General features: G+C 48.5%; 27 protein-coding genes and 1 tRNA gene. 21 read left to right on the top strand and 7 right to left on the bottom strand.

The window, feature by feature from the left end; all coding sequences use genetic code 11:
- The first annotated feature begins 66 nt into the window (after positions 1-66).
- The 5 genes from ACTQZS_RS12580 (at position 67) to rplT (ending at position 5,586) form a co-directional block, all read left to right on the top strand.
- Positions 67-2,856 carry an ATP-dependent DNA helicase gene (locus tag ACTQZS_RS12580; protein ID WP_441476120.1) on the top strand — a complete coding sequence of 930 codons (2,790 nt, stop codon included), beginning with the start codon at positions 67-69 and terminating at the stop codon, positions 2,854-2,856.
- Positions 2,857-3,072: 216 nt separating this feature from the next.
- Entirely contained in the window at positions 3,073-4,011 is a 939-nt protein-coding gene (locus tag ACTQZS_RS12575; RefSeq protein WP_441476119.1) for a hypothetical protein, read from the top strand.
- 362 nt (positions 4,012-4,373) lie between these two features.
- Complete coding sequence (gene infC, locus ACTQZS_RS12570; protein WP_441099142.1) at positions 4,374-4,871, top strand: translation initiation factor IF-3; 498 nt, start codon at positions 4,374-4,376, stop codon at positions 4,869-4,871.
- A 21-nt stretch (positions 4,872-4,892) separates the two neighbouring features.
- A complete protein-coding gene (rpmI, locus tag ACTQZS_RS12565) occupies positions 4,893-5,090 on the top strand; it encodes a 50S ribosomal protein L35 (RefSeq protein WP_441098981.1) in 198 nt (65 codons plus the stop codon).
- 142 nt (positions 5,091-5,232) lie between these two features.
- A complete protein-coding gene (gene rplT / locus ACTQZS_RS12560; RefSeq protein ID WP_441098980.1) occupies positions 5,233-5,586 on the top strand; it encodes a 50S ribosomal protein L20 in 354 nt (117 codons plus the stop codon).
- Positions 5,587-5,916: 330 nt separating this feature from the next.
- On the opposite strand, the gene aroC is transcribed toward rplT, so the two are convergent.
- Together aroC and ACTQZS_RS12550 are read right to left on the bottom strand one after the other, a co-directional pair.
- Entirely contained in the window at positions 5,917-7,020 is a 1,104-nt protein-coding gene (aroC, locus tag ACTQZS_RS12555; RefSeq protein WP_441476118.1) for a chorismate synthase, read from the bottom strand.
- A gap of 163 nt (positions 7,021-7,183) precedes the next feature.
- Entirely contained in the window at positions 7,184-8,272 is a 1,089-nt protein-coding gene (locus ACTQZS_RS12550) for a glycerol dehydrogenase (protein ID WP_441476117.1), read from the bottom strand.
- Between the two features lie 393 nt (positions 8,273-8,665).
- Between ACTQZS_RS12550 and ACTQZS_RS12545 the strand changes: the two genes are divergently transcribed.
- The 3 genes from ACTQZS_RS12545 to ACTQZS_RS12535 all read left to right on the top strand — a co-directional run bounded on the left by ACTQZS_RS12545 (position 8,666) and on the right by ACTQZS_RS12535 (position 11,489).
- A complete protein-coding gene (locus tag ACTQZS_RS12545; protein WP_441476116.1) occupies positions 8,666-9,634 on the top strand; it encodes a hypothetical protein in 969 nt (322 codons plus the stop codon).
- Positions 9,635-9,997: 363 nt separating this feature from the next.
- Positions 9,998-11,275 carry a diaminopimelate decarboxylase gene (locus tag ACTQZS_RS12540; RefSeq protein WP_441476115.1) on the top strand — a complete coding sequence of 426 codons (1,278 nt, stop codon included), beginning with the start codon at positions 9,998-10,000 and terminating at the stop codon, positions 11,273-11,275.
- Between the two features lie 130 nt (positions 11,276-11,405).
- Positions 11,406-11,489, top strand: a tRNA-Leu gene (locus tag ACTQZS_RS12535).
- Positions 11,490-11,551: 62 nt separating this feature from the next.
- Here ACTQZS_RS12535 and ACTQZS_RS12530 read toward each other — a convergent pair.
- The 3 genes from ACTQZS_RS12530 to ACTQZS_RS12520 form a co-directional block, all read right to left on the bottom strand.
- The gene (locus ACTQZS_RS12530; RefSeq protein WP_441476114.1) at positions 11,552-12,670 is read right to left on the bottom strand and encodes a tyrosine-type recombinase/integrase; all 1,119 of its coding nucleotides are present in this window, start codon (positions 12,668-12,670) and stop codon (positions 11,552-11,554) included.
- A gap of 214 nt (positions 12,671-12,884) precedes the next feature.
- A complete protein-coding gene (locus ACTQZS_RS12525; protein WP_441476113.1) occupies positions 12,885-13,946 on the bottom strand; it encodes an Abi family protein in 1,062 nt (353 codons plus the stop codon).
- A gap of 139 nt (positions 13,947-14,085) precedes the next feature.
- On the bottom strand, positions 14,086-14,754 hold the full coding sequence (locus ACTQZS_RS12520; RefSeq protein ID WP_441476112.1) for a S24 family peptidase: 669 nt from the start codon (positions 14,752-14,754) through the stop codon (positions 14,086-14,088).
- 147 nt (positions 14,755-14,901) lie between these two features.
- Between ACTQZS_RS12520 and ACTQZS_RS12515 the strand changes: the two genes are divergently transcribed.
- The 3 genes from ACTQZS_RS12515 to ACTQZS_RS12505 are packed head-to-tail and all read left to right on the top strand — an operon-like array spanning position 14,902 to position 15,575.
- Complete coding sequence (locus ACTQZS_RS12515; RefSeq protein ID WP_441476111.1) at positions 14,902-15,102, top strand: helix-turn-helix transcriptional regulator; 201 nt, start codon at positions 14,902-14,904, stop codon at positions 15,100-15,102.
- 27 nt (positions 15,103-15,129) lie between these two features.
- Positions 15,130-15,342, top strand: a complete 213-nt coding sequence (locus tag ACTQZS_RS12510) for a helix-turn-helix domain-containing protein (protein ID WP_441476110.1) — start codon at positions 15,130-15,132, stop codon at positions 15,340-15,342.
- Positions 15,321-15,575 carry a hypothetical protein gene (locus ACTQZS_RS12505; protein WP_441476109.1) on the top strand — a complete coding sequence of 85 codons (255 nt, stop codon included), beginning with the start codon at positions 15,321-15,323 and terminating at the stop codon, positions 15,573-15,575. Before ACTQZS_RS12510 ends, ACTQZS_RS12505 begins: the two co-directional genes overlap by 22 nt.
- Here the strand turns inward: ACTQZS_RS12505 and ACTQZS_RS12500 are convergent.
- The gene (locus ACTQZS_RS12500) at positions 15,534-15,947 is read right to left on the bottom strand and encodes a DUF2513 domain-containing protein (RefSeq protein ID WP_441476108.1); all 414 of its coding nucleotides are present in this window, start codon (positions 15,945-15,947) and stop codon (positions 15,534-15,536) included. The two genes, ACTQZS_RS12505 and ACTQZS_RS12500, sit on opposite strands and share 42 nt — an antisense overlap.
- Positions 15,948-16,116: 169 nt before the next feature.
- On the opposite strand from ACTQZS_RS12500, the gene ACTQZS_RS12495 reads away from it, so the two are divergent.
- A complete protein-coding gene (locus ACTQZS_RS12495; protein WP_441476107.1) occupies positions 16,117-16,251 on the top strand; it encodes a hypothetical protein in 135 nt (44 codons plus the stop codon).
- Here ACTQZS_RS12495 and ACTQZS_RS12490 read toward each other — a convergent pair.
- The gene (locus ACTQZS_RS12490) at positions 16,248-16,598 is read right to left on the bottom strand and encodes a hypothetical protein (protein WP_441476106.1); all 351 of its coding nucleotides are present in this window, start codon (positions 16,596-16,598) and stop codon (positions 16,248-16,250) included. The two genes, ACTQZS_RS12495 and ACTQZS_RS12490, sit on opposite strands and share 4 nt — an antisense overlap.
- 59 nt (positions 16,599-16,657) lie before the next feature.
- Here ACTQZS_RS12490 and ACTQZS_RS12485 point away from each other — a divergent pair, with 59 nt between their 5' ends.
- The 9 genes from ACTQZS_RS12485 to ACTQZS_RS12445 all read left to right on the top strand — a co-directional run bounded on the left by ACTQZS_RS12485 (position 16,658) and on the right by ACTQZS_RS12445 (position 22,713).
- The gene (locus ACTQZS_RS12485) at positions 16,658-16,918 is read left to right on the top strand and encodes a hypothetical protein (protein ID WP_441476105.1); all 261 of its coding nucleotides are present in this window, start codon (positions 16,658-16,660) and stop codon (positions 16,916-16,918) included.
- Positions 16,915-17,148: a hypothetical protein gene (locus ACTQZS_RS12480; RefSeq protein ID WP_441476104.1), complete on the top strand. Its 234-nt coding sequence runs from the start codon at positions 16,915-16,917 to the stop codon at positions 17,146-17,148. Before ACTQZS_RS12485 ends, ACTQZS_RS12480 begins: the two co-directional genes overlap by 4 nt.
- A gap of 2 nt (positions 17,149-17,150) precedes the next feature.
- Positions 17,151-17,414 carry a hypothetical protein gene (locus ACTQZS_RS12475; RefSeq protein WP_441476103.1) on the top strand — a complete coding sequence of 88 codons (264 nt, stop codon included), beginning with the start codon at positions 17,151-17,153 and terminating at the stop codon, positions 17,412-17,414.
- A 154-nt stretch (positions 17,415-17,568) separates the two neighbouring features.
- Positions 17,569-18,285 (top strand): rolling circle replication-associated protein, encoded by a 717-nt coding sequence (locus ACTQZS_RS12470; protein ID WP_441476102.1) that lies wholly within the window; start codon positions 17,569-17,571, stop codon positions 18,283-18,285.
- Positions 18,286-18,702, top strand: coding sequence for a hypothetical protein (locus tag ACTQZS_RS12465; protein WP_441476101.1), 417 nt, complete (start codon positions 18,286-18,288; stop codon positions 18,700-18,702).
- A gap of 2 nt (positions 18,703-18,704) precedes the next feature.
- Positions 18,705-19,202 carry a hypothetical protein gene (locus ACTQZS_RS12460; RefSeq protein ID WP_441476100.1) on the top strand — a complete coding sequence of 166 codons (498 nt, stop codon included), beginning with the start codon at positions 18,705-18,707 and terminating at the stop codon, positions 19,200-19,202.
- Entirely contained in the window at positions 19,199-20,923 is a 1,725-nt protein-coding gene (locus ACTQZS_RS12455; RefSeq protein WP_441476099.1) for a PcfJ domain-containing protein, read from the top strand. Before ACTQZS_RS12460 ends, ACTQZS_RS12455 begins: the two co-directional genes overlap by 4 nt.
- A gap of 9 nt (positions 20,924-20,932) precedes the next feature.
- The gene (locus ACTQZS_RS12450) at positions 20,933-22,354 is read left to right on the top strand and encodes a hypothetical protein (RefSeq protein WP_441476098.1); all 1,422 of its coding nucleotides are present in this window, start codon (positions 20,933-20,935) and stop codon (positions 22,352-22,354) included.
- A complete protein-coding gene (locus tag ACTQZS_RS12445) occupies positions 22,330-22,713 on the top strand; it encodes a hypothetical protein (RefSeq protein ID WP_441476097.1) in 384 nt (127 codons plus the stop codon). Before ACTQZS_RS12450 ends, ACTQZS_RS12445 begins: the two co-directional genes overlap by 25 nt.
- The last annotated feature ends 265 nt before the right edge of the window (positions 22,714-22,978 follow it).

Raw genomic sequence — 22,978 nt, 5'->3', positions numbered from 1 at the left:
AACGATGAGTAATGAAACCCGTCTTTGAACAGAATTGCTGAAGTTTGTGAATGGAATCCGCGGCAGATGAAACAGAAAAGCAGGGAAAACAGCACAACCGAACAGAAAGAGAAAAATGTCCCGAAGAAAAAAGTTCTTCGGATTTCCGTGCGTAATCTCGTGGAATTTCTTCTGCGAAGCGGAGACCTTCAGGGTGCGCGGGAGGGATTTGCTGACCGTGAGGCCATGCAGGAGGGAAGCAGGATTCACCGCAGACTGCAGAAGCAGCGCCGAGCCGGTTATCAGGCGGAGGTCCCTCTGTCCTATGAGAAGGAGTACGAAAAATTCACACTCATCGTGGAGGGCCGCGCAGACGGTATTTATCACGGTTCCGGATGGGCAGATTTCTCAGGAGCTGAGTTCTGCGGCAGGGAAAGCGATACGACAGTTCAGGCATCCGGGGCACCGCAAAACGGCAGCATTTCGGCTGACACAGCGCAAAGCAGGGAGATCGGGACGGAGACAACGCAGGGTGGCACTGTCCAGACGGCCGCTCCCCGACACAGGCGCAAGCCCAGAACTGGTGCCAAGGCGATCACCATCGTTGAAGAAATCAAGGGGATCTCGCAGGATCCCGCACATCTGAACCAGCCTGTGCCGGTACACCTGGCACAGGCAAAATGCTATGCCTTTCTGTATGCGCTTCATCATCCGGAATTATTTCCAGAGTCCCGCGATATCTCCACCCAGCCTGTTCTCTACGTGTGCATGTCTTATGTCCGGCTGGAAACGGAAAAGCTCCGGCAGTTTCTTTTTGCATACACCATCCAGGATCTTGCGGACTGGTTTCAGGATCTTCTCTCACGATATTACAGATGGGCAGATTTTCAGGTCTCATGGGAAAGGGAACGGAATGGTTCCATCCACGGTCTCGAATTTCCTTACACATACCGCCCTGGCCAGCGTGAGCTTGCTGTAGATATCTACCGCACCATTCTCCGCAAGAAGGAACTCTTTGTTCAGGCCCCAACCGGGATCGGCAAAACTATTTCCTCAGTTTTTCCCGCGGTCCATGCGCTGGGAGAGCATCTCGCCGACAAAATCTTCTATCTGACAGCCAAGACCATCACCCGGACTGTCGCAGAAGATGCATTTTCGCGGCTGAAGGCCGGTGGTCTCCGCATCAAATCCCTGACGCTTACGGCGAAGGAAAAAATCTGTGTCCTTGACGAGCCGGACTGCAGACCCGAGATTTGTCCCCGCGCCAGAGGACACTTTGACCGCGTCAATGACGCGATTTTTGAGATGCTGACCAGAGAAACGGAATACAGCCGCTCCGACATAGAGAAGCAGGCAGAAAAATGGTCGGTCTGTCCACACGAATTTCAGCTGGATCTGGCGCTTTTTGCAGATGCTGTGATCTGTGACTACAACTACGTCTTTGATCCCAATGCCAGACTGAAACGCTTCTTTGGCGACGGAAGCCGGAGAGGCGAATATCTGTTTCTGATTGATGAAGCTCACAACCTGGTAGAACGCGGAAGAGAAATGTTCAGCGCCGGTCTTTTTCTGAGCGATTTCCGGGGAATGCGAAAGAAATTGAAGGATTTCGCGGATACCCTTCCCTCAATGCCCGCCGGGAAGGGCGTCTCCGAGGATCTCCCGTTAAAGCTGAAGCAGTCTGTCCGCAGCCTGTCCGCCTGTATCAGAACACTTCTCAAATATCAAAAATCCTGTGAAAATCTGGAGATTCTCTCCCTTCCGGGGGATTTTCTCAATCAGCTGATGAATCTGAGCGGAAGACTCGAGGACCTCCTGGAGGATCTTCGCGAAGACGGCCCAAGAAAGGATACTCTGGAATTTTATTTTCAGATATACTCCTTTCTCAATATCGCGGATCTGGCAGATGAAAATTATCTGATCTATGACGAGGTCACTGCCCCGAAGGATCTGCATCTGAAGCTCCTGTGCGTGAATCCGGCTTCAAACCTGCAGCGTTGCCTGGACAGAGGCCGCTCAGCCGTCTTTTTTTCTGCGACGATGATCCCGGTCAATTATTACCGCAATCTTCTGACCACAAGAGATGACACCTATGCCATATACATACCTTCTCCTTTTGACCGCCGAAAGCGCCTGATCCTCGCAGGGTCCGATGTCAGCAGCCGGTACCGGCGAAGAGGTCACGATGAGTATGTCCGCATCGCCTCCTACATCCGGATCATCACCGAAAAAAGGGCCGGCAATTATATGATCTTTTTCCCATCCTATCAAATGATGAACGATGTCCGCGAGATCTATATGACAGCATTTGCGGACATCGGCGGCGAACCTGCTTCGACCGGTTGTGACGAAACGGACAAAACCAATTCCGGTGCAGATGGAAACGTTGCCTCCTGTGTCAGCCAGACCCCGCAGATGTCCGAACAGGAGCGCGAGGAATTTCTGAGAAAATTCACGGAACAGCGTAGCGGAACGCTGCTCGGGTTCTGCGTTCTGGGCGGAATCTTCTCGGAAGGAATTGACCTCGCAGGAGAGCAGCTGATCGGGGTGATAATTGTCGGAACCGGACTTCCTCAGATCGGAACAGAAAAAGAGCTGCTCCGGCAATATTATGACCGGAAGCATGACGGCACGCAGAAGGAAAACGGCTTTGATATTGCTTACCGGTATCCCGGAATGAACAAGGTCCTCCAGGCTGCCGGGCGCGTGATCCGGACCACACGCGACTGCGGGATCATCGCGCTTCTCGATGACCGCTTTCTCACGGAAGAGTACCGCAGACTTTTTCCGCGTGAATGGAGCGATGTGCAGAGAGTTACACTAAAGACCGCCGGAGAAAAGGTCGAGACCTTCTGGCGCTCTCTGGATATGCGCTGATCATCTGCGTTTCTCCCGCGCAGTAAAAACCATGATCCCGGACTATTTTCCGCTGTGCGGGAACAGCAGGGCACCGGGTCAAAGACATGCGCTTTCCTGACGGGTATATATTGAAAAATCCGGAATGATTGTGTTATCATAGGCTTGTTCTTCTGCGCCTTGAATTGCAGCGGAACCGATATCCGTTTCAGAATTTAATAAGGGAGTGTGAAAAAATTGGGTAAAAAGGGACGTTTCGTATTATTTGTAATCAGCCTTCTGCTCACAATCGGTGTAGCCGGCTACATCGGATTCCGGATCGTACGGGTCCAGCAGGAGGCATCCACGTATCGCGCATCACAGGCAGATGCCTCGGCAGAAGCCGTGAAATCGGATTCTTCTGTGGCTCCGGCTGAATCGGTCAGAGAATCCTCCGTATCGTCATCCAGCACGGGATCTAGTGTCGTCGCGAAAGCAACCGCGACGCCGACACCGACGCCTGCGGCAAAGACCATGATCAGTATCCGCGGAGATATTCTGGATGAAGACGGCTCCACAGATACCAGCTATCCGGATTATCTGTCACAGCTGCTTGAGAAGAACGGTTACACCAATTACACGGTAGAAAACAACACCTGGGACAACTCCGGAACCCTTTCACAGATGGCACTTGCCGGCGTAAGCGACAATGACATCAATACCTACATCACCGCGCATCAGAACAACGCGAATGGAGCGGAACTGGACGCGACCGAATACATCGTGCGCGATGATCTCAGCCAGTATAAGAAGGACCGCGATGATCTTGACGCCATTCCGGTGATCTGCATGGGTTATTACGGCGGATGGAACAATGATCCGAACGAGCTTGCCGAGCAGATTCAGAAGATCCTTGATACGTACACACAGAAAAACGACTACGTCGTTGTCGGCATGTATCCGTACAACGAAGTTGACACTGCCTCCTACGATCAGGCCATGACGGACGCTTTCGGCGATCATTACCTTGCGCTCACCTCAGACATCCTTGATCAGCCTGCCTTTGATGACGCCGGTCACCAGGAGATCGCGCAGGCGATTTACGACAAGCTGAACAGTCTCGGCTACCTGAAGTCACAGACCTCCGCAGAAAGCGCTGACAGCAACGCGGTCGCGTCTGCCTCCGAGGCACAGTAACAGATACCCATCGACTGTGTTACCGATGACAGCCGGTTTCAAAGGCCCGGCATTCATACATGCTGCATGGACAGGAAACCGTCATGAAAATAAATAGCTTTGAAGAATTCTGCAAATAAATATTGACAGCGCCTCATGATCATGGTATGTTAGTGAAGTTGAAAAGAAAGAAGAGCTTCCACTCTCACCTGATCACGGAGGCGTGTCTCAGGTTTATATCGTACGAGAAAGCAGGATTGTGAGCAGTCCAATGTTTTTCTCAGCGTATAGAGTGGATAGCCGTCTGGTTATTCACTTTTTTCTTTTCCGGAGTTGAACGGTAGGATCTCATGAAGGAGGGTAAGGAAATTAATAACGAAGCGATGATCAACGAGCAGATCCGCGACCGCGAGGTTCGTCTGATCGGTGAAAACGGGGAGCAGTTAGGCATCATGTCCTCTAGAGAGGCTTTTCAGAAAGCTCAGGACGCAGGACTGGATCTGGTAAAGGTAGCCCCAATGGCAAAGCCGCCGGTATGTAAGATTGTAGATTACGGCAAATACCGTTATGAGCAGGCACGCCGCGAGAAGGAAGCCCGCAAAAAACAGCATATCGTAGATATCAAGGAGATTCGTATGTCCCCGAATATCGACGCAAACGATCTGAACACCAAGGTTGGTGCAGCCCGCAAGTTCCTTACAAAAGGCGACAAGGTAAAGGTCACCATCCGTTTCAGAGGCCGTGAGATGGCTCACATGAACGCAAGCAGACCTGTTCTGGACAACTTTGCAAAACAGGTGGAGGATATTGCTGTTCTCGAGAAGCCGGCCAAGATCGAAGGCCGCAACATGAGCATCGTGCTGGGACAGAAAAGGAAATAACACACAAGGAGGATTTTAAAAATGCCAAAGATGAAAACACGCCGTGCAGCGGCAAAACGTTTTGAAGTTACAGGAACCGGAAAGATTGTAAGACATAAGGCTTACAAGAGCCACATCCTGACCAAGAAGACCACAAAGAGAAAAAGAAATCTGAGAAAAGCAGCCGTTCTGGATGCGACAAACGTTCGTCAGATGAAGAGATGCCTGCCTTACATGTAATGGGGTTTCCATCGCAGAAATTTTCCGAGATCTAAAGTTTCGGAGGGCAGACGAGAGGCAGACAGTGCATTCTGCCGATATACGACAGATTTCATCGAATCTGATTCATTTTGGTTCATTTGGTTAAGGAGGATAATCGAAAATGGCAAGAATTAAAGGCGGTTTAAACGCTAAGAAAAAACATAACAGAGTATTAAAGCTGGCTAAGGGCTACAGAGGAGCCAGAAGCAAACAGTATCGTGTCGCAAAGCAGTCCGTTATGCGCGCACTGACCTCTTCCTATGCGGGACGCAAGCAGAGAAAGCGTCAGTTCCGTCAGCTGTGGATCGCGCGTATCAATGCCGCAGCAAGACTGAACGGACTTTCCTACAGCAAGTTCATGTACGGACTGAAGAAATCAGGCGTAGATCTGAACCGCAAGGTACTGGCTGACATGGCGGTTACCGATAAGGAAGGCTTCACCAAGCTCGCCGAGCTTGCAAAGAGCGCTCAGTAAACCATCATGCCCCGCAGACGGGGCGTTACAATATGTATGAATATGTATGAAGACAGCTGCCAGAGTTGCTTTTCAGCTTTCGCAGCCGTCACATGCCGTCCCAGAGAAGAGGGGACACGGCAATCATATATTGTATAGCAGAACCCCGGCTGGAAACCAGCCGGGGTTCTGCTATATCTGCCAAATAATTCCAGCCACGCTGTTCCTGGCACATGACCTGCCTGCTCACCAGTGGGCAAGAACATTTGTGGCGGCGACAGATATGAACGAACATGGTACCGTGGAAATAACGCGAGAACGAGAACACGGCTAAAAACCAGGGAAATTTTCTCAGCGCTCAGGCATCCATATCCGGCGCACATTTTCCATCCGGCTGCTCATTCCAACAAGAAGCTTGTCCGCAATCGTAATGGCCGTCATCGCTTCGACAACCACAACCGCTCTCGGTGCCACAATCGGATCATGTCTGCCGTGTATCTCAATCTCAACCTTTTTCCCGTCCCGGCTGACCGTCTGCTGCGGCCTTGCGATAGACGGAGTGGGTTTGCTCGCGCATCGGATCACAATATCCGATCCGTCGCTGATGCCTCCCAGGATTCCGCCGGCATGATTGGTCTGTTTCGTGATTCTGCCGTTCTCATCGATGGTAAAGTCATCATTGTTCTCCGCACCGGTTGCCTCTACAACACCAAAGCCGTCGCCGATTTCCACTCCCTTTATCGTTCCGATCGACATGATCGCCTTCGCCAGATCCGCATCCAGCTTGTCAAAGACCGGTTCCCCGACTCCCGCCGGCATTCCCTTCACAACGCATTCTATCATCGCACCGGACGAATTCTTCTCCGACATACATTTTTCCAGGTATGCGGAAGCCATTGCGGCCGCGGAAGCATCCGGCATATACAGCTTGTTGTTCATGATCTCCTTCTCATCAAAACTCCGGATCGGTATCGGCCCGATTTGTCTGACATAGGTAGTGATCGTGATTCCCAGCTGTTTGAGCAGAAGAGAAGCGATTGCTCCCGCGGCAACCCTTCCGATGGTTTCCCGGCCTGAGGACCGCCCGCCGCCCCTGTAGTCCCGTATGCCATACTTGCTGTCAAATCCGTAATCCGCATGTCCGGGGCGGTATTTATCCATGATGCTGCTGTAATCCCCCGAGTGTTGATCGGTGTTATGTACCATCATCGAAATCGGCGTTCCTGTGGTCATCCCCTCAAAAGTGCCGGATAAAATTTCAATTTTGTCGGATTCCGCACGCTTCGTTGTATACCGGCTCTGGCCGGGTTTCCTCCGGTCCATAAAGGGCTGTATATCCTCCTCTTTAAGAGGAAGCCCCGCCGGACATCCGTCCACGACAACGCCGACTCCCTTGCCGTGCGACTCTCCCCAGGTAGTGACGCGAAAGATTGTTCCAAAAGTTGATCCCGCCATGCTTTTTTCTCCTGACTGAATGGTAAAAATATGAGGCGGATGGCCGCGAAACAGTCCATCCGCCTCCAATATAAATCACTTTAGCACAGGGGAGCTGTCCTTTCAATCCCCCGCACCTCCTTCACCGCTTCACACACGAACCGGAAACGAACCGCTTTATTCCTTATTGCAGTTCTTTTCCAAGTGCATCTGCAGCCAGGATTGCGTCATACAGCTGCTCCGCCGTAACATCCGCAACCATGTTGTGAATGGATTCCCCTTCAACGCAAGCCAGCTCTGCAATCTTTCTGACCTGTTCATCAGTAGTTACACCGAGCTCTGCAAGCGTAACCGGAAGCCCCGTCTCACGGCAAAAGTTCTGCACTTCAACGAACTCTTCACGGGGAGCGCCCTCAAGCTGCAGCTGAACCAGCGTACCGAATGCAACACATAATCCGTGCTGTGCCGGATGGTTCTCGAGACCGGTATACCCGTTGTAGAAGGAGTGCGCAGCTGCCAGCCCGGCATTGTCCGCACCTACACCCGAGAGATAGGTATTTGCCTCAATGATCGCATCCAGGGCGGGTGTTACCACATGATTCTCACAAGCGCGAATTGCTGCCGCGCTGTAGTCACGCAGTGTCTTGTAGCAAAGCTCACAGAGCGCCATGGCAGAACGGGTAATTCCACCATTTTCAAGGCTCGGCGCATCGGTACGAACGCAGGCTCTTCCCTCGAAATATGTTCCGAGCGCATCACCAATGCCCGCAATCAGAAAACGGGTCGGCGCGTTTGCGATAACCGCGCTGTCCACTATTACGGCATCCGGGTTTTTCGGATAGAAGAGATAGCTGTTAAACGAATGATCATCGTTGTAAATAACAGAAAGTCCTGTGCAGGGAGCATCTGTCGCGCAGACAGTGGGGCAGGAGACATCATGGATCTTCTCATAGTATGCGGTTGCCTTGGCGGTATCAATCGCCGATCCTCCGCCTACGCCTACTACCGTATCGATGCCTTCCTCACGGACAATCTTCCGCATCTTTTCAATCTCGCCGATACTGGAGATGCCGCTGAATACTTCATAATGACGGACGTTATCTGTTCCCTCAAAACTCTTCTCGATTTTATCATGGCAATTCTTATATCCGCTGTGTGAACAGATAAAAAGCCATTTTGATCCGAGATCCTGCAGCTGCTCACAGAAATGAAGCAGCGAATCCTTTCCCTGAACATACTTTAGCGGTGCTCTCATTAAACGTAATCTAGCCATAGTATCCTCCTTTATGGAATCTGTCTTGTATAATTCTCTGAGACCGTTCCGGAATCCTCTGTGATTCCGATGTTCTGTCCTAACCCCGGCCTGAAAAGTCCTAATATCCGCCTTCATCCAACCGGGATTACAATTCCATATTATGTCATTTTGTTAAATTGTTATCAACGAAGAATACGAGAAAGATGCGTCAAATATTGCAGACAGCCAACGCCAGGGCTGAGGCATTGTACGACGCCAGGGCTGCGGCATTGTGCGACGTTGACAACCCTTCGGCTGCCCCTTATAATTGTAGAAATTAACAAGAGAGCCGGCAATATCGTATCACCGGATGACAGGATATTCTGTTTCACCTGACATCCGTCTTAATACGGGAAAGAAAGGACAGGATCCATGGATTTTTTACACAAACTGGAACGGAAAATCGGAAAGTATGCAATCCATCATCTGACCATTTACATCATTATGACCTATGTAGCAGGATATATCCTCTACTTCATGGCCCTCATGAATCCGGAATATGGAACGGTCTTTAACTATCTGACGCTTTCACCATCTCTTATTCTGAAGGGACAGGTGTGGCGTCTCGTATCCTGGTGGCTGATTCCCCCGTCATCTCTGAATATCTGGACCATCATCATGCTGATCTGTTACTATCAGCTCGGAACACTCCTGGAACGGACCTGGGGCGATTTTCTCTATGACGTATACATTTTCTTCGGCCTGATCATGACTGTCATCGGCGCATTCGTCCTGTACGCCTTCACCGGTGTGGATTATGGAATGATGTTCTCCACGTACTATGTCAGTCTGTCCATCTTCCTCGGATTCGCCCTGACCTTTCCCGATCAGAAAATGCTGTTTATGTTCATCATACCGATCCGGATCAAATACCTGGCCATCGTTGACATCATTTATCTGATCTATGACGTCATCAGTTCCCCCGCGTCAATGCGTCTTCCGAGGATCATCATGATTGTCTGCTCACTCGCCGGCACGATTATTTTCTTCTTCCTCACACATGGCACGCAGGGGATGAGCAAAAGCCAGCGGCAGACGCGGAGAAATTTCCGCCGCTACATGAACGGCTACAACACCGGCCGGAACAGTTCTCCCTACAATAGCGGGCAGAACAGCTCCCCTTACGGAAACAGCGCAAACAGAGGAGATAAAATTGATCGCAGCACCTTCGGCGCCGGCCAGGGCAATCCGAACAGCGGCCGACGGCCGATTCACCGCTGTGCCGTGTGCGGACGAACAGAACTCGATGACCCGAATCTCGAATTCCGGTTCTGTTCCAAATGCAACGGAAACTACGAATACTGTCAGGATCACCTTTATAATCATAAGCATATCCAATAAACCCTTATACGATAAATCGTGCCACAAAATGTATAAGCTACGGATTGCTCCGTGCTTCGCACTCCCGCAATCCTACAGGTATTCGCACTTCCGTGCCGCTCCTGCGTCACTTCGTGCTCATACCTGTTGCCTTCGAAATCGCATACAGTCTCTTTCACACGCTTCGCGCGTGACGATCCTGTATGCGTTTTCGAAGAGCTTATACAGTACATTTTAGTCTTGTAAAGTCACAAAGTGTTTTACATTTTAATCAGAGTATGTTTTAATGGTACAGGAAACCCGGTGTCCCGTGAATGGGGCTCCACATACTGTATAAGTTCACCTCCGATCTGTTTGCCGGAGTCATTATAAGGAGATCTACCCATGAAGAAAACGCCTTTTGTCACAAAGGAGAAACTTGAAGAGATCATTCGCGATGTACCGACTCCTTTTCATATTTACGACGAAAAAGGAATCCGTAAAAACGCACAGGCGGTGAAGGAAGCATTTGCCTGGAATCCCGGCTTCCGAGAATATTTTGCCGTTAAAGCAACCCCGACACCCGCACTCATCAAAATTTTGAAAGAGTACGACTGTGGCTGTGACTGTTCCTCTATGACTGAACTGATGCTTTCCGAGGCAATGGGGTTTGACGGAGACCATATCATGTTCTCCTCAAACGACACTCCGCTTACGGAATACAAGAAGGCGAATGACATCCATGCCATCATCAACCTGGACGACTTCACCAGCATTGCGGATATCGAGGAAGCACTGGGATATGTCCCGAAACGGATCTGCTGCCGCTACAATCCCGGCGGGCTGTTCGAGCTTTCCAATGGAATCATGGACAATCCCGGGGATTCCAAGTATGGTATGACGACAGACCAGCTCTTTCAGGCATTCCGTATTCTGAAGGAGAAGGGCGTCGAGGAATTCGGCATCCATGCTTTTCTCGCAAGCAATACAGTCACAAACGAGTATTATCCGAAGCTTGCCGAAGTCCTGTTCAATCTCGCCGTAAAGCTTCAGAACGTAACCGGCGCGCACATCGGATTCATTAATCTGTCCGGCGGTGTCGGCATCCCTTACAAGCCATGGGAAGAGCCGAACGACATCCACGTCATCGGCGAAGGTGTGCACAAAGTCTACGACAAGATCCTCGTACCGGCAGGAATGGGCGACGTCAAGATCTTCACCGAAATGGGCCGTTTCATGATGGGCCCCTACGGAGCCCTTGTCACCCGCGCGATTCACGAAAAGCATATCTACAAGGAATATATCGGTGTGGATGCCTGCGCGGTCAACCTGATGCGTCCTGCCATGTACGGCGCGTACCATCACATCACAGTAATGGGCAAGGAAAACGCGGAATGCGATCACAAATACGATATCGTGGGTTCGCTCTGCGAGAATAACGACAAATTTGCAATCGACCGCATGCTCCCGGAAATCAAGAAGGGCGACATTCTGTATATACACGACACAGGAGCACATGGTTTCTCCATGGGATACAACTACAACGGAAAGCTCTGGTCTGCGGAAATCCTTCTGAAGGCTGATGGCAGCTACGAGATGATTCGTCGTCCTGAAACGCCAAAGGATTATTTTGCAACTCTCGATTTCACCCCGGAATACCGTAAAATGTTCGGAGAGCAGTAAACCGTCATGCCTCGCAGGCAGGCATTGTGTGTTGGCGACGAGCTGTGAACTTTGCATTGATTTTAAATACCCGATATGCTACACTAACAGAGTGTCCGAAAAAGGCACTCTGTTTTATTTTCTGACAAACGCCGGTGTGTCGGAATCGGTAGACGAGACAGACTCAAAATCTGTTGTCAGCAATGGCGTGTGGGTTCGAGTCCCACCACCGGCAGTATAGTAATCCCCGGAAACCCTTTATTTATAAGGGTTCCCTGGGATCTTTTCTCTTTTCATCTAGCAAATATCTAGCATTTTCACGGATTTCAGCTTTTCGGCATCACTATTTCTCATCCGGTTTGTTACATGCATGTATACATCGCGGGTCACGCCGCTGTTTGCGTGGCCAAGTCTGCGGCTGATCGTTTCGAGAGGGACCCCTGCCTCTGCCAGAAGAGCGGTATGCGTATGCCGCAAGCTGTGAGGAGTGAGCCTCCGTCCAAGAAGGTGCTCCGTGTTTTCCCGAAAATATTTTGCATATGCATCATAATTGACATATTTTCCATAATCGTCGGATACGAATAGATCTGTCCGATATACATACATCAGCTGCCGTTCCCTCTCGAATTTTTTGATTCGACGGCATACGTCCAAAAGCTCGTCCTGAATAAACACGGTCCGTTCCGACATTTCGGTTTTTGTCGTGCTGATCTGCCGAATTTCCCTGGAAAAGGTTTTGGTAACAGATATTTCCCTGGTATTCAGGTTAACGTCCGAATCATTCAGGGCGATAGCTTCGCCGATCCGCAGGCCGGAAAGAATCAAAAATTCCGTGAAGAGCTTCCAGCGTTCGATTTTCATGCCTGACAACAGCCTGTCTATCTCGTTGTGCTCCAGATATTTTTCCGCATCCCGAACGCGGGTAGATGGCACGCGCTTCTTCTGGATCCGGTCCAGATAGGCCACATCATCCACATAGCCGGCACGATAAGCCCAGCGCATGAGAGCCTTATAACGAGTAAGCCTCTCATTAAACGTAATATCATCTCCGGTATACAGCCTGTCAGCCACTACAGGCGCGCTCAGATGGCTTGCAATGGTATCGTGGCCAATTAATCGAATAAGAGTAGAAACACGTCTCCTCGTGGCTTCTGCGCTCTGCAGCTTCAATTCCTTATGCTGATACTCCACATACTTTTCACACAGATCCTTAAATGTGATGCTGTTGATAACCGGGTCTCCGGACGCCATAATTTTTTGTAATTTCTCCCGAAGGACATCCTCGGCCACTCTTGCATCCGACTTCCGTCCGGTCGGTTTCAACGTCACTGTAGCTGTCTTCGTCTTCCCTGTCAGCGGGTCCTTGTACCGTTCGAAGTAACAGATGCTTCCCGATTTTAATTTCTGACTCCACATGCTTTCTCCCTTCCGGGATCAATGCTATAATTGAGTTGCGGGTGCATGATCCCTTGTCTTTCATGCTTCCCTCGGGGTATGCCAGTGCCCCGAGGGATTTCTTTAACTATTATTACCCCCTAAAACACTAAAGGGCCCGGAACCAAAGCTCCGAACCCTTTAGGTAGGTCGACACATCGACCAGTCCTTAAATTCGGATTAATTATATCACGTTTTATTGACGCTTGCAGCATCTTTTGCAAGGTCTGTATCCTGCATCCTGTGCATCTTTTTTTGAGATCCTTGTGAACTTTTGCATTCCACTACAATGCGGGATTGTATGATAGATTTTGCTTGAGGTTGTAACATATACGTCATCGCAAGGCTCAATGTTAACGTTTAAGATTTGTCCCAAATACGTTACATCTTGAGGATACAAAGAACAGTGCCGGCTCAATTCCTGATTAAGAGCGGTGGACAATATTCTTTCTGGCGAACGATATGATAATTTGCTCAAAGCGAAAAGTAATTGGCTAAAACCGGTATCTATATAGGCGTTAGGCGCTATTATTTCTTTGTTTCTAAGTTCCGTGTCGGACGAATAATTGTAAATGCGTCCGCCATGAGCGGATAGGTTTCTATAATCCAGAGATAAAAACAATGTATCGCGCATAAACTGCCGAAGAATCGCGTCTCCGATTTCCCATAAATTATCAGGATATATTTTGTGAGCTAACGCGAGTTGATCAACGGGTTTCAACTGGTCAATTAGATTGACTATCGTGCTGAGATAAATTCCCTTAAAAAGAATCCAAGGAGGAACGCTACCATGATTTTCGCGGCAATACTTGATCGGATCTTTGTCGCTGCATAAAGTTTTGTTTAAAGTGTTTAGAATGGATGCTAAAGAGAACCTTGGTTTTCTCTTTCTTTTGTTTGCATAATTCTTAAATTGTAAATAATTGTTAGGATCTGTTCCGTATTTGTTTGCAATGACATCCGCGGTAGCTTCTTTAATATGTTCTTCCAGATCGAGCATAGCGGCTATAACTGCATTCCTGAGGTTTTTATCGAGGAGATATAAAGAAACTATTTGCTTAGAATCGATGCCATCACGGTAACGAATCCCGTGATCGGATCTTATAATATATGGATCCCTATAGCTCTTTATAAGATTCGAATATCCGTACAAGGATAACGCGTGCGACAAAGACACATCATCCGATATAATCAGGTTTTGACTTTTTAATTTTTTAATTTGGTATTCGATGGTTGAATAATTAATCGTGTCACCCATAACAGCTCCCTATAAAGCAAAGAGGCCTTGAAACTTTACGTCTCAAGACCTCTAGCGGCCGCTCAGCAGCCATTCGCTAATTGAACTCATTGTATCACAAAAATAGGCCTTGTCAATTGTTAAAATTTGACATTTTCCTTTACAGCTTTCCCCTCACCTCCGTAACCCTTCCAATAACCTTCACCGGCAGCTCCTCGACTTCCTTTTTAGAGAAATACATAGGTGCAATGTTGGCATTGTCCGACAGGAGGGCGATTCCATCGGCATATCTCTTAATCCTCTTGCAGGTGGCGTGATCCCCGTTTACGGTGGCGATCACCACATCCCCATCTTCCCACCCAAGTTCACTATCGAATATCACGGTGTCCCCGTTTTGGATCCGCGGAATCATGCTGTTGCCCTCGATCCGGCAGGCGCGGACGTGATCTCCGGGCTCCTTGTCGTAATCAATCCATTGCAGGACATCCTCTTCAGCAAAGATCGGCTTTCCTGCAGCCACAGTAGTCAGGACAGGGATGCGGTAATGACCGATCGGGATATCAGTGCGGAAAGCGTCGGGCGCATTATCTGTGTTAATTTGAACACTGCCGTCTATCATTTCGAAAAGCTTATTGAAATCCATTCCCATTGCATCTGACGCCTGCTTAATAATTGTTATAGAAGGAATGATGGGCTTACCAGTTTTGGGATGCTTGTTCTTTTCGAGAAGAGCTATATATGCTTTGCTGATACCTGACTTTTTTGAAAATTCAGACATACTTAAATCGTTTTCACTCCTATATTTTTTAATAATATCTCCTAATGACATTTCATCACCTCACATTTACATATGTACAATATACTGTACACTATTATAAAAGAAACGTCAAATAAATTAAACAAAAGCTATTGACAATTTGCGTATAACATGTTAGACTTCGCATGTACAACAAATTAGACGAAAGGAGGAATAATTTTGTCTTACAAAATCAAGGAACTGAGAGAACGGAAAGGCATGACTCAAGAAGAATTATCTAAGGCTTCCGGAGTCTCAAGAGCAATAATTTCAGGGCTTGAAAATGGCACATCAAAGACGACTACAACAAAAACCCTTATCCTTATTGCGCACGCGCTTGGAGTTGCGGTAAGTGATATTTTTTTTGAGAATGATGTCTAACATGTTAGACGAAAGGAGGCGATCACGGTGAATGCGGCAATGTCAGGCTCTCTCATAATTTACGAGAGATGTAAACGGCACATGAGCCAGAACACACTGGCTCATTACCTGGGCATCAGCATCCCGGCTCTACGGAAGATCGAGACTGGCGAGAAGGTGCCGGACGAAACCGTAAAGGCGAAGCTCCGCGAGGAGTTCGGCGCGGAGCGGTTTGAGGGATGTTGGGAGGTGAAAGAGTAGAGATGCTTTCGACAATAGCGGCAGTTTTATTCGCAGCATTAACAGTTATTTTTGCGATACGAGCATTTATTTACAAAGTAGCAATGCATAAGGCAATTATGGTTTTTAAAGCATACATTGACCGGCACAATTACGATATTCCGTCAAAGGAAGAAATTGACGAATGCATTGCCTCTATCGATAACAACGATTTAGCTTCTGCTGTTTTTGGAAAAGCTTTCAAAAACTTCTGAAAGTTCGGAGGCAATTAACTGCGAGGCGATAGGGGAAACTAGATTCAAGGAAGAGGATCCAATAATTGCAAGAATTTTTAATACCTTTTTCCATCGAGGCACAGGGCGAATACTATCAATGAACTGATATCCATCATACGTAATACGAAAAACGCAGAGTTCATCAATAGAATCATCACCATAATTACCGATCGTTTGAATAAATCCGGCTTCGTCAAGAACTTTAAGTGTGTTTATTGTTTCCGGAATAGAGATTTTAGTATCTTCAGAAATTTGAGTATAGTCGATTTCCTCGAATCCATTTTCGGAAACAGCCAGGTTTTCCTCGAGATAGAGAAGGAGTGTGCGTATTGTATCCAAGTTTAGCTTCATACGAAATGTCCTTTTCAAAAATTGAAATTATTCAAATTATACCATCAAAACAAGATAGGGAGGGAATAAATACATGGATTGGAGAGATTGGGTATATCCAATTATTAGTTCAGCTGTAGCGGCGATCATCGTATCGCTGATTTTTAATCCGCGTAGGGGGCAATAAGAAGTGAAAAAGAGAGATGACAAAGACGACAAAGACAGTATTTGGGACGATATAAACATAGCCTATATCTGCGCAATTATCGCCATAGCGATAGACGCATTCGGAATAGGTCTCGCGATCGGAGCCCGCTTCTTCTAAAGGAAGTGCAGAACGATTGAAGCTATTATGCCAGATGCACTAATTACAAGTGCAACGATTGAGATAATCTTTGCTTCGCGGGCTTGTTTCTTTGCCTCTGCGTTTTCTATACGGATATTACGGACGTTTTCAACATATGCTTTGCCACTGTTCGTAATTTTGTAAGGGGAACGAACGGCAGAAACTCCCCAGTAGGAGTCATCGTCTTCATAGTGAAGATGAGAAGATACGAAGCCGAGTTCAGAGAGCGTATGCATGCAGTCCTCGTAATGAGATTCATCCAGAACATTCTCAGGGTGATCGTACATAATTTCAAGAAGTTGAACACATTCCTTATTAAGTAACATGGCACTGTCCTCCTAATGTGATTATACACAAAAGAGGAAAAGCCAGGAAGGGGAAGAATATGAAAACATACGAAAGCAAGAGACAGCTTGCCGCAAGATACGGCATATCGGTATCGACCGTGAACGGTCTGCTCAGCCGGATCAGGGATCTGATCGGGGTCAGGTATCCCAGGGACGCGGTGACGCACTGCGGAAGAATCGTGCGGATCCGGTCGGACGTGTTTGATGATCTTCTGGCATGGGGAGACGCTATAGACTGTGGCGTAGCTCCGCCATTCCAGGACAAAGAAACAAGAGTTATCTGGGAGCGGTTGGCATGATCAAAGAGATTTACAGAGGCAGCGGCATGACAGAACTGATCTGTATAGAGGGGGAAAATGAAAATGCTGTATTTGAAGATCATGAGCAGGATTCTGGCCGCTTATTTGTTCCTGCTGCCGATATCGATGATCGGGCTCGAGCGGCCGTCAAAGGCTATTATCGTGGTCGGGGCGGTGTCATTTTTTTATTTGATCACCTGCTCAGTTGCGGACGGAAACCGGGAGGATGAAAGTGATTAATCCGGATGTGAAACTGGTAGAAGAATTGGAAAAAATCACCGCTAAGGTCAGGGACCTGAGTGGGAGGATCGACGAAAAGGTCGAAATAAAAACCTGCATCGGAAAAGACGGCGAAGTCTCTGCAACGGCAGCGGTCGGAGAGTATTCGTATGAGATCTTTTTCAACGGGGATACCTACCTGACATACAAGAACGGGATCCGCGGAACAGTAAAACCGGAAACGGTTAGATGGGGAAAGAGACCGACAGACTGGTAAAAAAAGGACGCTGCGAAAGCGGCGTCCTGTGTGTGGGTGGTATCAATTTATCTGCAATTTAATTGTATGCCACATCACTCAAAAAGTCAATAAAAACAGGGGCCCGAAAGGCCCTTTCAAACTCGATTAGGTTATTAAAGATAGGTACAGGGCAGTGGCATACAGACAACGGAAATATGAGTTCCGGAATGCGATTGAGGTGGAGCAGTACCATTCGCAGAGGTACGGACCTCCCGGAGGGAGAAGCCCGAAAGAGAAACCGACTCCGGAACAGATGGAAAAGATAAACCACCGGCTGAAGGTAAAGACCTGCCGGCATAAACTGAGACAGAATTTTGATATCAACGATTATTTTGTCTGCTTGTCATACCGGGTAGAAGAAAGACCGGAGAGTATGGAGCAGGCAAAGAAAGACTGGCAGCGGTTCATAACCAAAGTCAGGAGAGAATATAAAAAACGGGGAGAGGATCTGAAATGGATCCGGAACATAGAGGTGGGAAGCCGGGGAGCCTGGCACACGCACCTGATCATGAACCGGATCCCAGACACGGACATCATCCTTGCGAAGTGCTGGACACACGGAAGGGTATGGCACGAGTTGCTTCACGACCGGGGAGAGTTCCGGGAGCTGGCCGAATATGTGACGAAAGATGAAAAATCGGACCCGAGATTAAAAGACGCCAGTTATTCAACCTCGAGGAATCTGCCCACGCCAGCGCCAAAGAAAAGAGACTGCAAGAGGAAGACCTGGCCGTCAAAGATGTGGTGCCCGAAAGGGTTCTACATCGACAAGGACAGCATCGAAGAAGGGATAAACCGGATGGGTTACGAATACCGGAGCTATACGGTATTGCGAACGAGGAGGATTTAAGTGGATATAAGAATTTACATAGGGGTATCGACCAAAAGCCCGAAGAAGTCGCAGCGGAAGATCTGCTATCTTCTGTCCTGCGAAAAAGACGGAAAAGAAGAAACCCGCGGAGGAGAGCCGGAAGAAGTGACCGAAACCTATCACGGTGCCACGGTTATAGCCGTGAGCCGTGCGCTGAAGCGGATCACCGGGCCGTGCCGGGTCACGATCTACGCGGAGGATTCCTGGACAATGAATATGATCACCACACAGATGCCGGCATGGGCAAAGAACGGATTCCGGGACAAAAAGGGGAAACCGATGCATCTGCAGCAGGAGTGGATGCAGATCTGGCTGACATCGAAGGAACATGACCTGAACACAGAGACCGGGACACATAAGTTCACTGAATGGATGAAAGAGCGGATGGAGGGATAAACATGTATGACATTTTCGGAGAGATGGGATCCGCGGAAGAACTGAATACTCTGGCGGAGAATCTGGTAAACGAAGGAGATATTGATTCGTTAAAGAAATTAGCGGAAGAAAACGGAATCGAAGAAGAATATGCTCTCGATTTTGCAAATGGTGACAGTGAAATCTTCGTAGATGCCACAATGGCAGCGGAAGGAAAGCTGTTTATCGAAGGAGAAGCCCTGAAACCGAAAGGAATTATGCAGGACTGGCTTTCCTACATCGAGGCCGAGACGTTCGAAGACGAAGGAGTGGCAAAAGCAGTAAGGAAGAAAGGAAAGAGCCTGAAGGGGTGCATCGCTTCCCTGATGGAGCTGTCCTTCAGAAACCGAGAGCCAGTAGACAAAGACATTCTTGAGATGGTGAATTTAAAACCGAAACCTTCGCGTGTGGAATTCTACGTACCCAATATGCGGGAGGCAAAAGAAGCCATAAGAAAGTACTACATGGGAGAAAAAAGATGAAAAAGAAAGAACTTCTTGCGGCGCTTCCCGATGAAATGCCGGATGAGAACACCGCAAAGGCCATCAAAACCACAGACGGTAAGGCTCTGGTAATTCTCCTGCCGGAACACAGATTGACGGTTGGATACCAAGACGTGCATAGCGTCGTGCATTTTATGTGGCGCACCGGATATCTGACGTACTATCCGGGGATAAATCTATGGACACGACAGGCATATCGGAATATTGGGGCCTGGCTTCAGAGATACGGATTCAAAGAACACGACAGAGAAGAAGTTTCACGGTTCACAGGAACAGAATGCATAGACGTAGATACCGATATCAAGAATTACGAAGAGGCAATCGATTATAAAAAGTGGAAAAAGGCACAAGTCCGCCGGGTAGAGAGAATCACAAAAGAAGCACGAGAAGCGCCGCCACTTCCCAAAGACTTTAGGGAATGGTGCAGGAAGCAAATTCCAACACTGGGGAAAAGACAAAGACACCTGCACGGAAGAAAATACATCCAGATGTTCCAATCGTGTGCGGACGTCTGGTATATCGAGAGGAATTTCCGAATCGAATACGAGGTCACAAAAGAGCGAACCTCCTACAACCTCACAGAAATAATCCGCGCCTTCAGCTCTGCCCCGATGGGAAGGTGGGAAAATTGGTATTACGGAGTGATTCGGGGGAAAATCGGACGCGAGCAGTTATGGTGGGACAGAAAAGGCGGAACGCAGGTAAACACATGCCCGATCAGAATGGTCCTGTACAAAAAGAATCTGCGGGAACTGAAACTGCCGGAATATATCACAAAGACCCTGCAGGCGATGGATGCGCCCATGAATTACGCATTCCTTGCAGGTATGGCACGGAAGTATCCGGAGACAGAGCGGATGATCAAGAACGGATTAGAACATCTGACCTGCGACATCGCGATGAACGAAAACGGAAAGACCTTTGGCGACAACATGAAAACAATCACAGCATTGTCTGTCCAGCAGCGCAGAAGAATCGCCGCAATCAATGGAGGGATAAGCGAAGCAGAAATCATGTTGAATCATCCGGAGGTTACCAACGAAACGCTGAAGATTTTAACTTCGATCAGGAACCGGAACAAGAAAGACCTGATCATCCGGGCAGCGGAAGGATTGAACTTGAATCATGTCTTGACGCTGCTCAGAAAGACGGGATCCCTGAAGGAAGAAGAAATAAGGGAATACCGGGATTATTTGAACATGGCCAGGGCAAGAGGAATGAATATCTCGGACGAAATTGTTTACCGGAATAAGAAGTGGAGAACCTTCCACGCAAAGTATATAGAGGAAAAAGACGCAGAGGAAGACAAGGAGATCGATCGGAAATATCAGAACATCAGCAAGGATTACGAAGAGAATTGCCGGGAGTTCCAGGCGGCAGCGGAAGGATATGTTTTTCTGGTTCCCCGGCGCGCTTCGGACATCCGGAACGAGGGAAGGCTTCAGCATCACTGCGTAGGCCGCGCAGGCTACATCGAGAAAATGGACAACCGGGAAAGCTTCATCATCTTCCTGCGGAAACAGGAGGAACCGGAGGTGCCCTATTACACAATAGAGACAGATGGAACGAGGATTATCCAGGCATACGGCGCATACGACCGCAAACCGGACTGGACTATGGTAAATAAACTTCTGCAGGAATGGATTAGGGAAGTAAGGAAACGAAGAGCAAGACTGGAACTGCGGGCAGCGGTCGGATAAGGAGAACAAATGGAGTACACACAGATGACGCTCGACGACTGGTTGAGCCTGAAAAAGAAATTAGAGAATGATTTGAACGGAGTGGCCGCATCATTTGTGCGGATCGGATACACGCTCCGGAAGATCGAAGACGAAAAACTATACGAAAGAGACGGATATTCTTCCGTTACAGAGTTTGCAAAAAATGAATATGGCTTGTCCTCATCCACGGTTTCGCGGTTTATGGCAATCAACCGAAGATATTCCATCGATGGATATTCCGAAAAACTCCGGTCGGAGTTTGCAGGCATTGGCAGCAGCAAACTTTCCGAAATGCTTGCCTTGCCGGATTCCGATCTATCCATGATCAAACCGGAGACACCGAGAGAAGCCATTCGGGAGCTGAAGGATTTCAACAAAACGGAAGAAGAAGGCACTGCAGACCGAGACAGATTCCTGATGGAATTCCTGGCCGGATGCAGCGAAGAGTGGATATACACAGATTTGGACACAGATAAACTGAAAGAGGCGCTGAATCCTTCCGGGAGCCGGGTATACCGGAAAGGAAAGTTCTTCATGGCTTTCTACGATTACGACGTAAAGATCAAGAAATTCGGCCAGGATCCGGAGACGTTGACCTGGGACCAGCTGTCTGCCTGGATCCAACAGCACCTCGAAGACATCAAAGAAGTGCAGAAAGAAGAGACAACAGGAGGACCAGAAGAGAAGACCGTTGCGCCGGCGCAAAAACCCGCGGGATACAGGAACTCACTGTATCCGGAGGGCTCTGAAGAACCGCAGAATACGGAAGAAAAGGTGCCGGAAAATGCGGGGAAATACCAGGAAAATCCGGAGGATACGGAAAAATCCGAAGAAGAGGCAGTTGCGCCGGCGCAAAAGCCCGCGGGATACAATAACTTACTGTATACGGAGGGCTCTGAGGAAGAGGAAGAAAAGCAGGCAGACAACGAAAAAAGGACTGAAAAAGCGGATATTTCAGAGGATGAAGCTATTCCGAAGACCACAAAAGAGCCCGAAACGGCAGCGGATCCAGATGAACAGACACAAAAACCCGCGGGATACAGGAACTTACTGTATCCGGAAGGCTCTGAAGAGGATGAAAATCTGGAGAAAATCGAGGAAAAAGTACCGGAAAACACGGGAAAATACCAAGAGGAAGCGGAAACCACCAGCAATCCGGCAATTGCGCCGGCGCAAAAACCCGCGGGATACAGGAACTTACTGTATCCGGAGGCCTCTCGAGAAGAAGGGGGAAAGCTGTCAGACAACGAAGAAATAACCGACATCCTCGAGCTGGATAGCAGGCTGACGAATGCAATTTGTGACAAGAGGTGGGAAGGCGCCCTGAAAATCATGGAAGAGATGATGGAAGCCGTAAAAGAAAAAATCAGAAGGGAGGCAATAGAATGGGCGAGCAGGAAGGAAAGCTAAAAGAAAATTTCGGAATCTGCAGGTTTTGCGGACAGGTGATTATGGTAAAGGCAGAGGAAGACGCGACCGAACAGGAACTGAATAACCTTGCCACGGATAAATGCGAGTGTGAAGGAGCGAGGGAATGGCAGGAAATGCAGGATCAGAAGGCATTCGCAGAAGCAAAAATAAAAGAATGCTGCGCAAATGAAACGGTGAGGGAGGTCCTGATTGATCAGGTGGAGAACATCCAGCGCAACTCCTTCCGGAGCATCCAGATCACAACGGAGGACGGTGTCGTTTTTGCAATCCGCAGGACAACAACCGGAAAATTAAAAATCAAAGCCAAAGAGATTACGGTGGTGGAGGCAGAGGCATGATCTATCCGAAGCGCCCAAAGAAAAAACGACGGCAGCGGCACACAAAGAGCATATTTATTCAGGCTCCGGGGACATGCTATTTGTGTGAGCTGGAAGGAGATTATTCACAGAAATACACCGAACTTCATCACATATTCGACGGACCAAATAGAATAATCAGTGAAGCAAATGGCCTGACCGTACGACTTTGCCTGAAACACCACAGGGAAGGGAAAGAAGCGGTCCACAACAATGCGGAAAAAATGCGGCTGCTGCAAAGAACCGC

Source organism: Bilifractor sp. LCP19S3_H10, from assembly GCF_052119185.1.
Lineage (GTDB): Bacteria > Bacillota > Clostridia > Lachnospirales > Lachnospiraceae > Bilifractor.
This window is presented reverse-complemented; position numbering and strand designations above follow the sequence as displayed.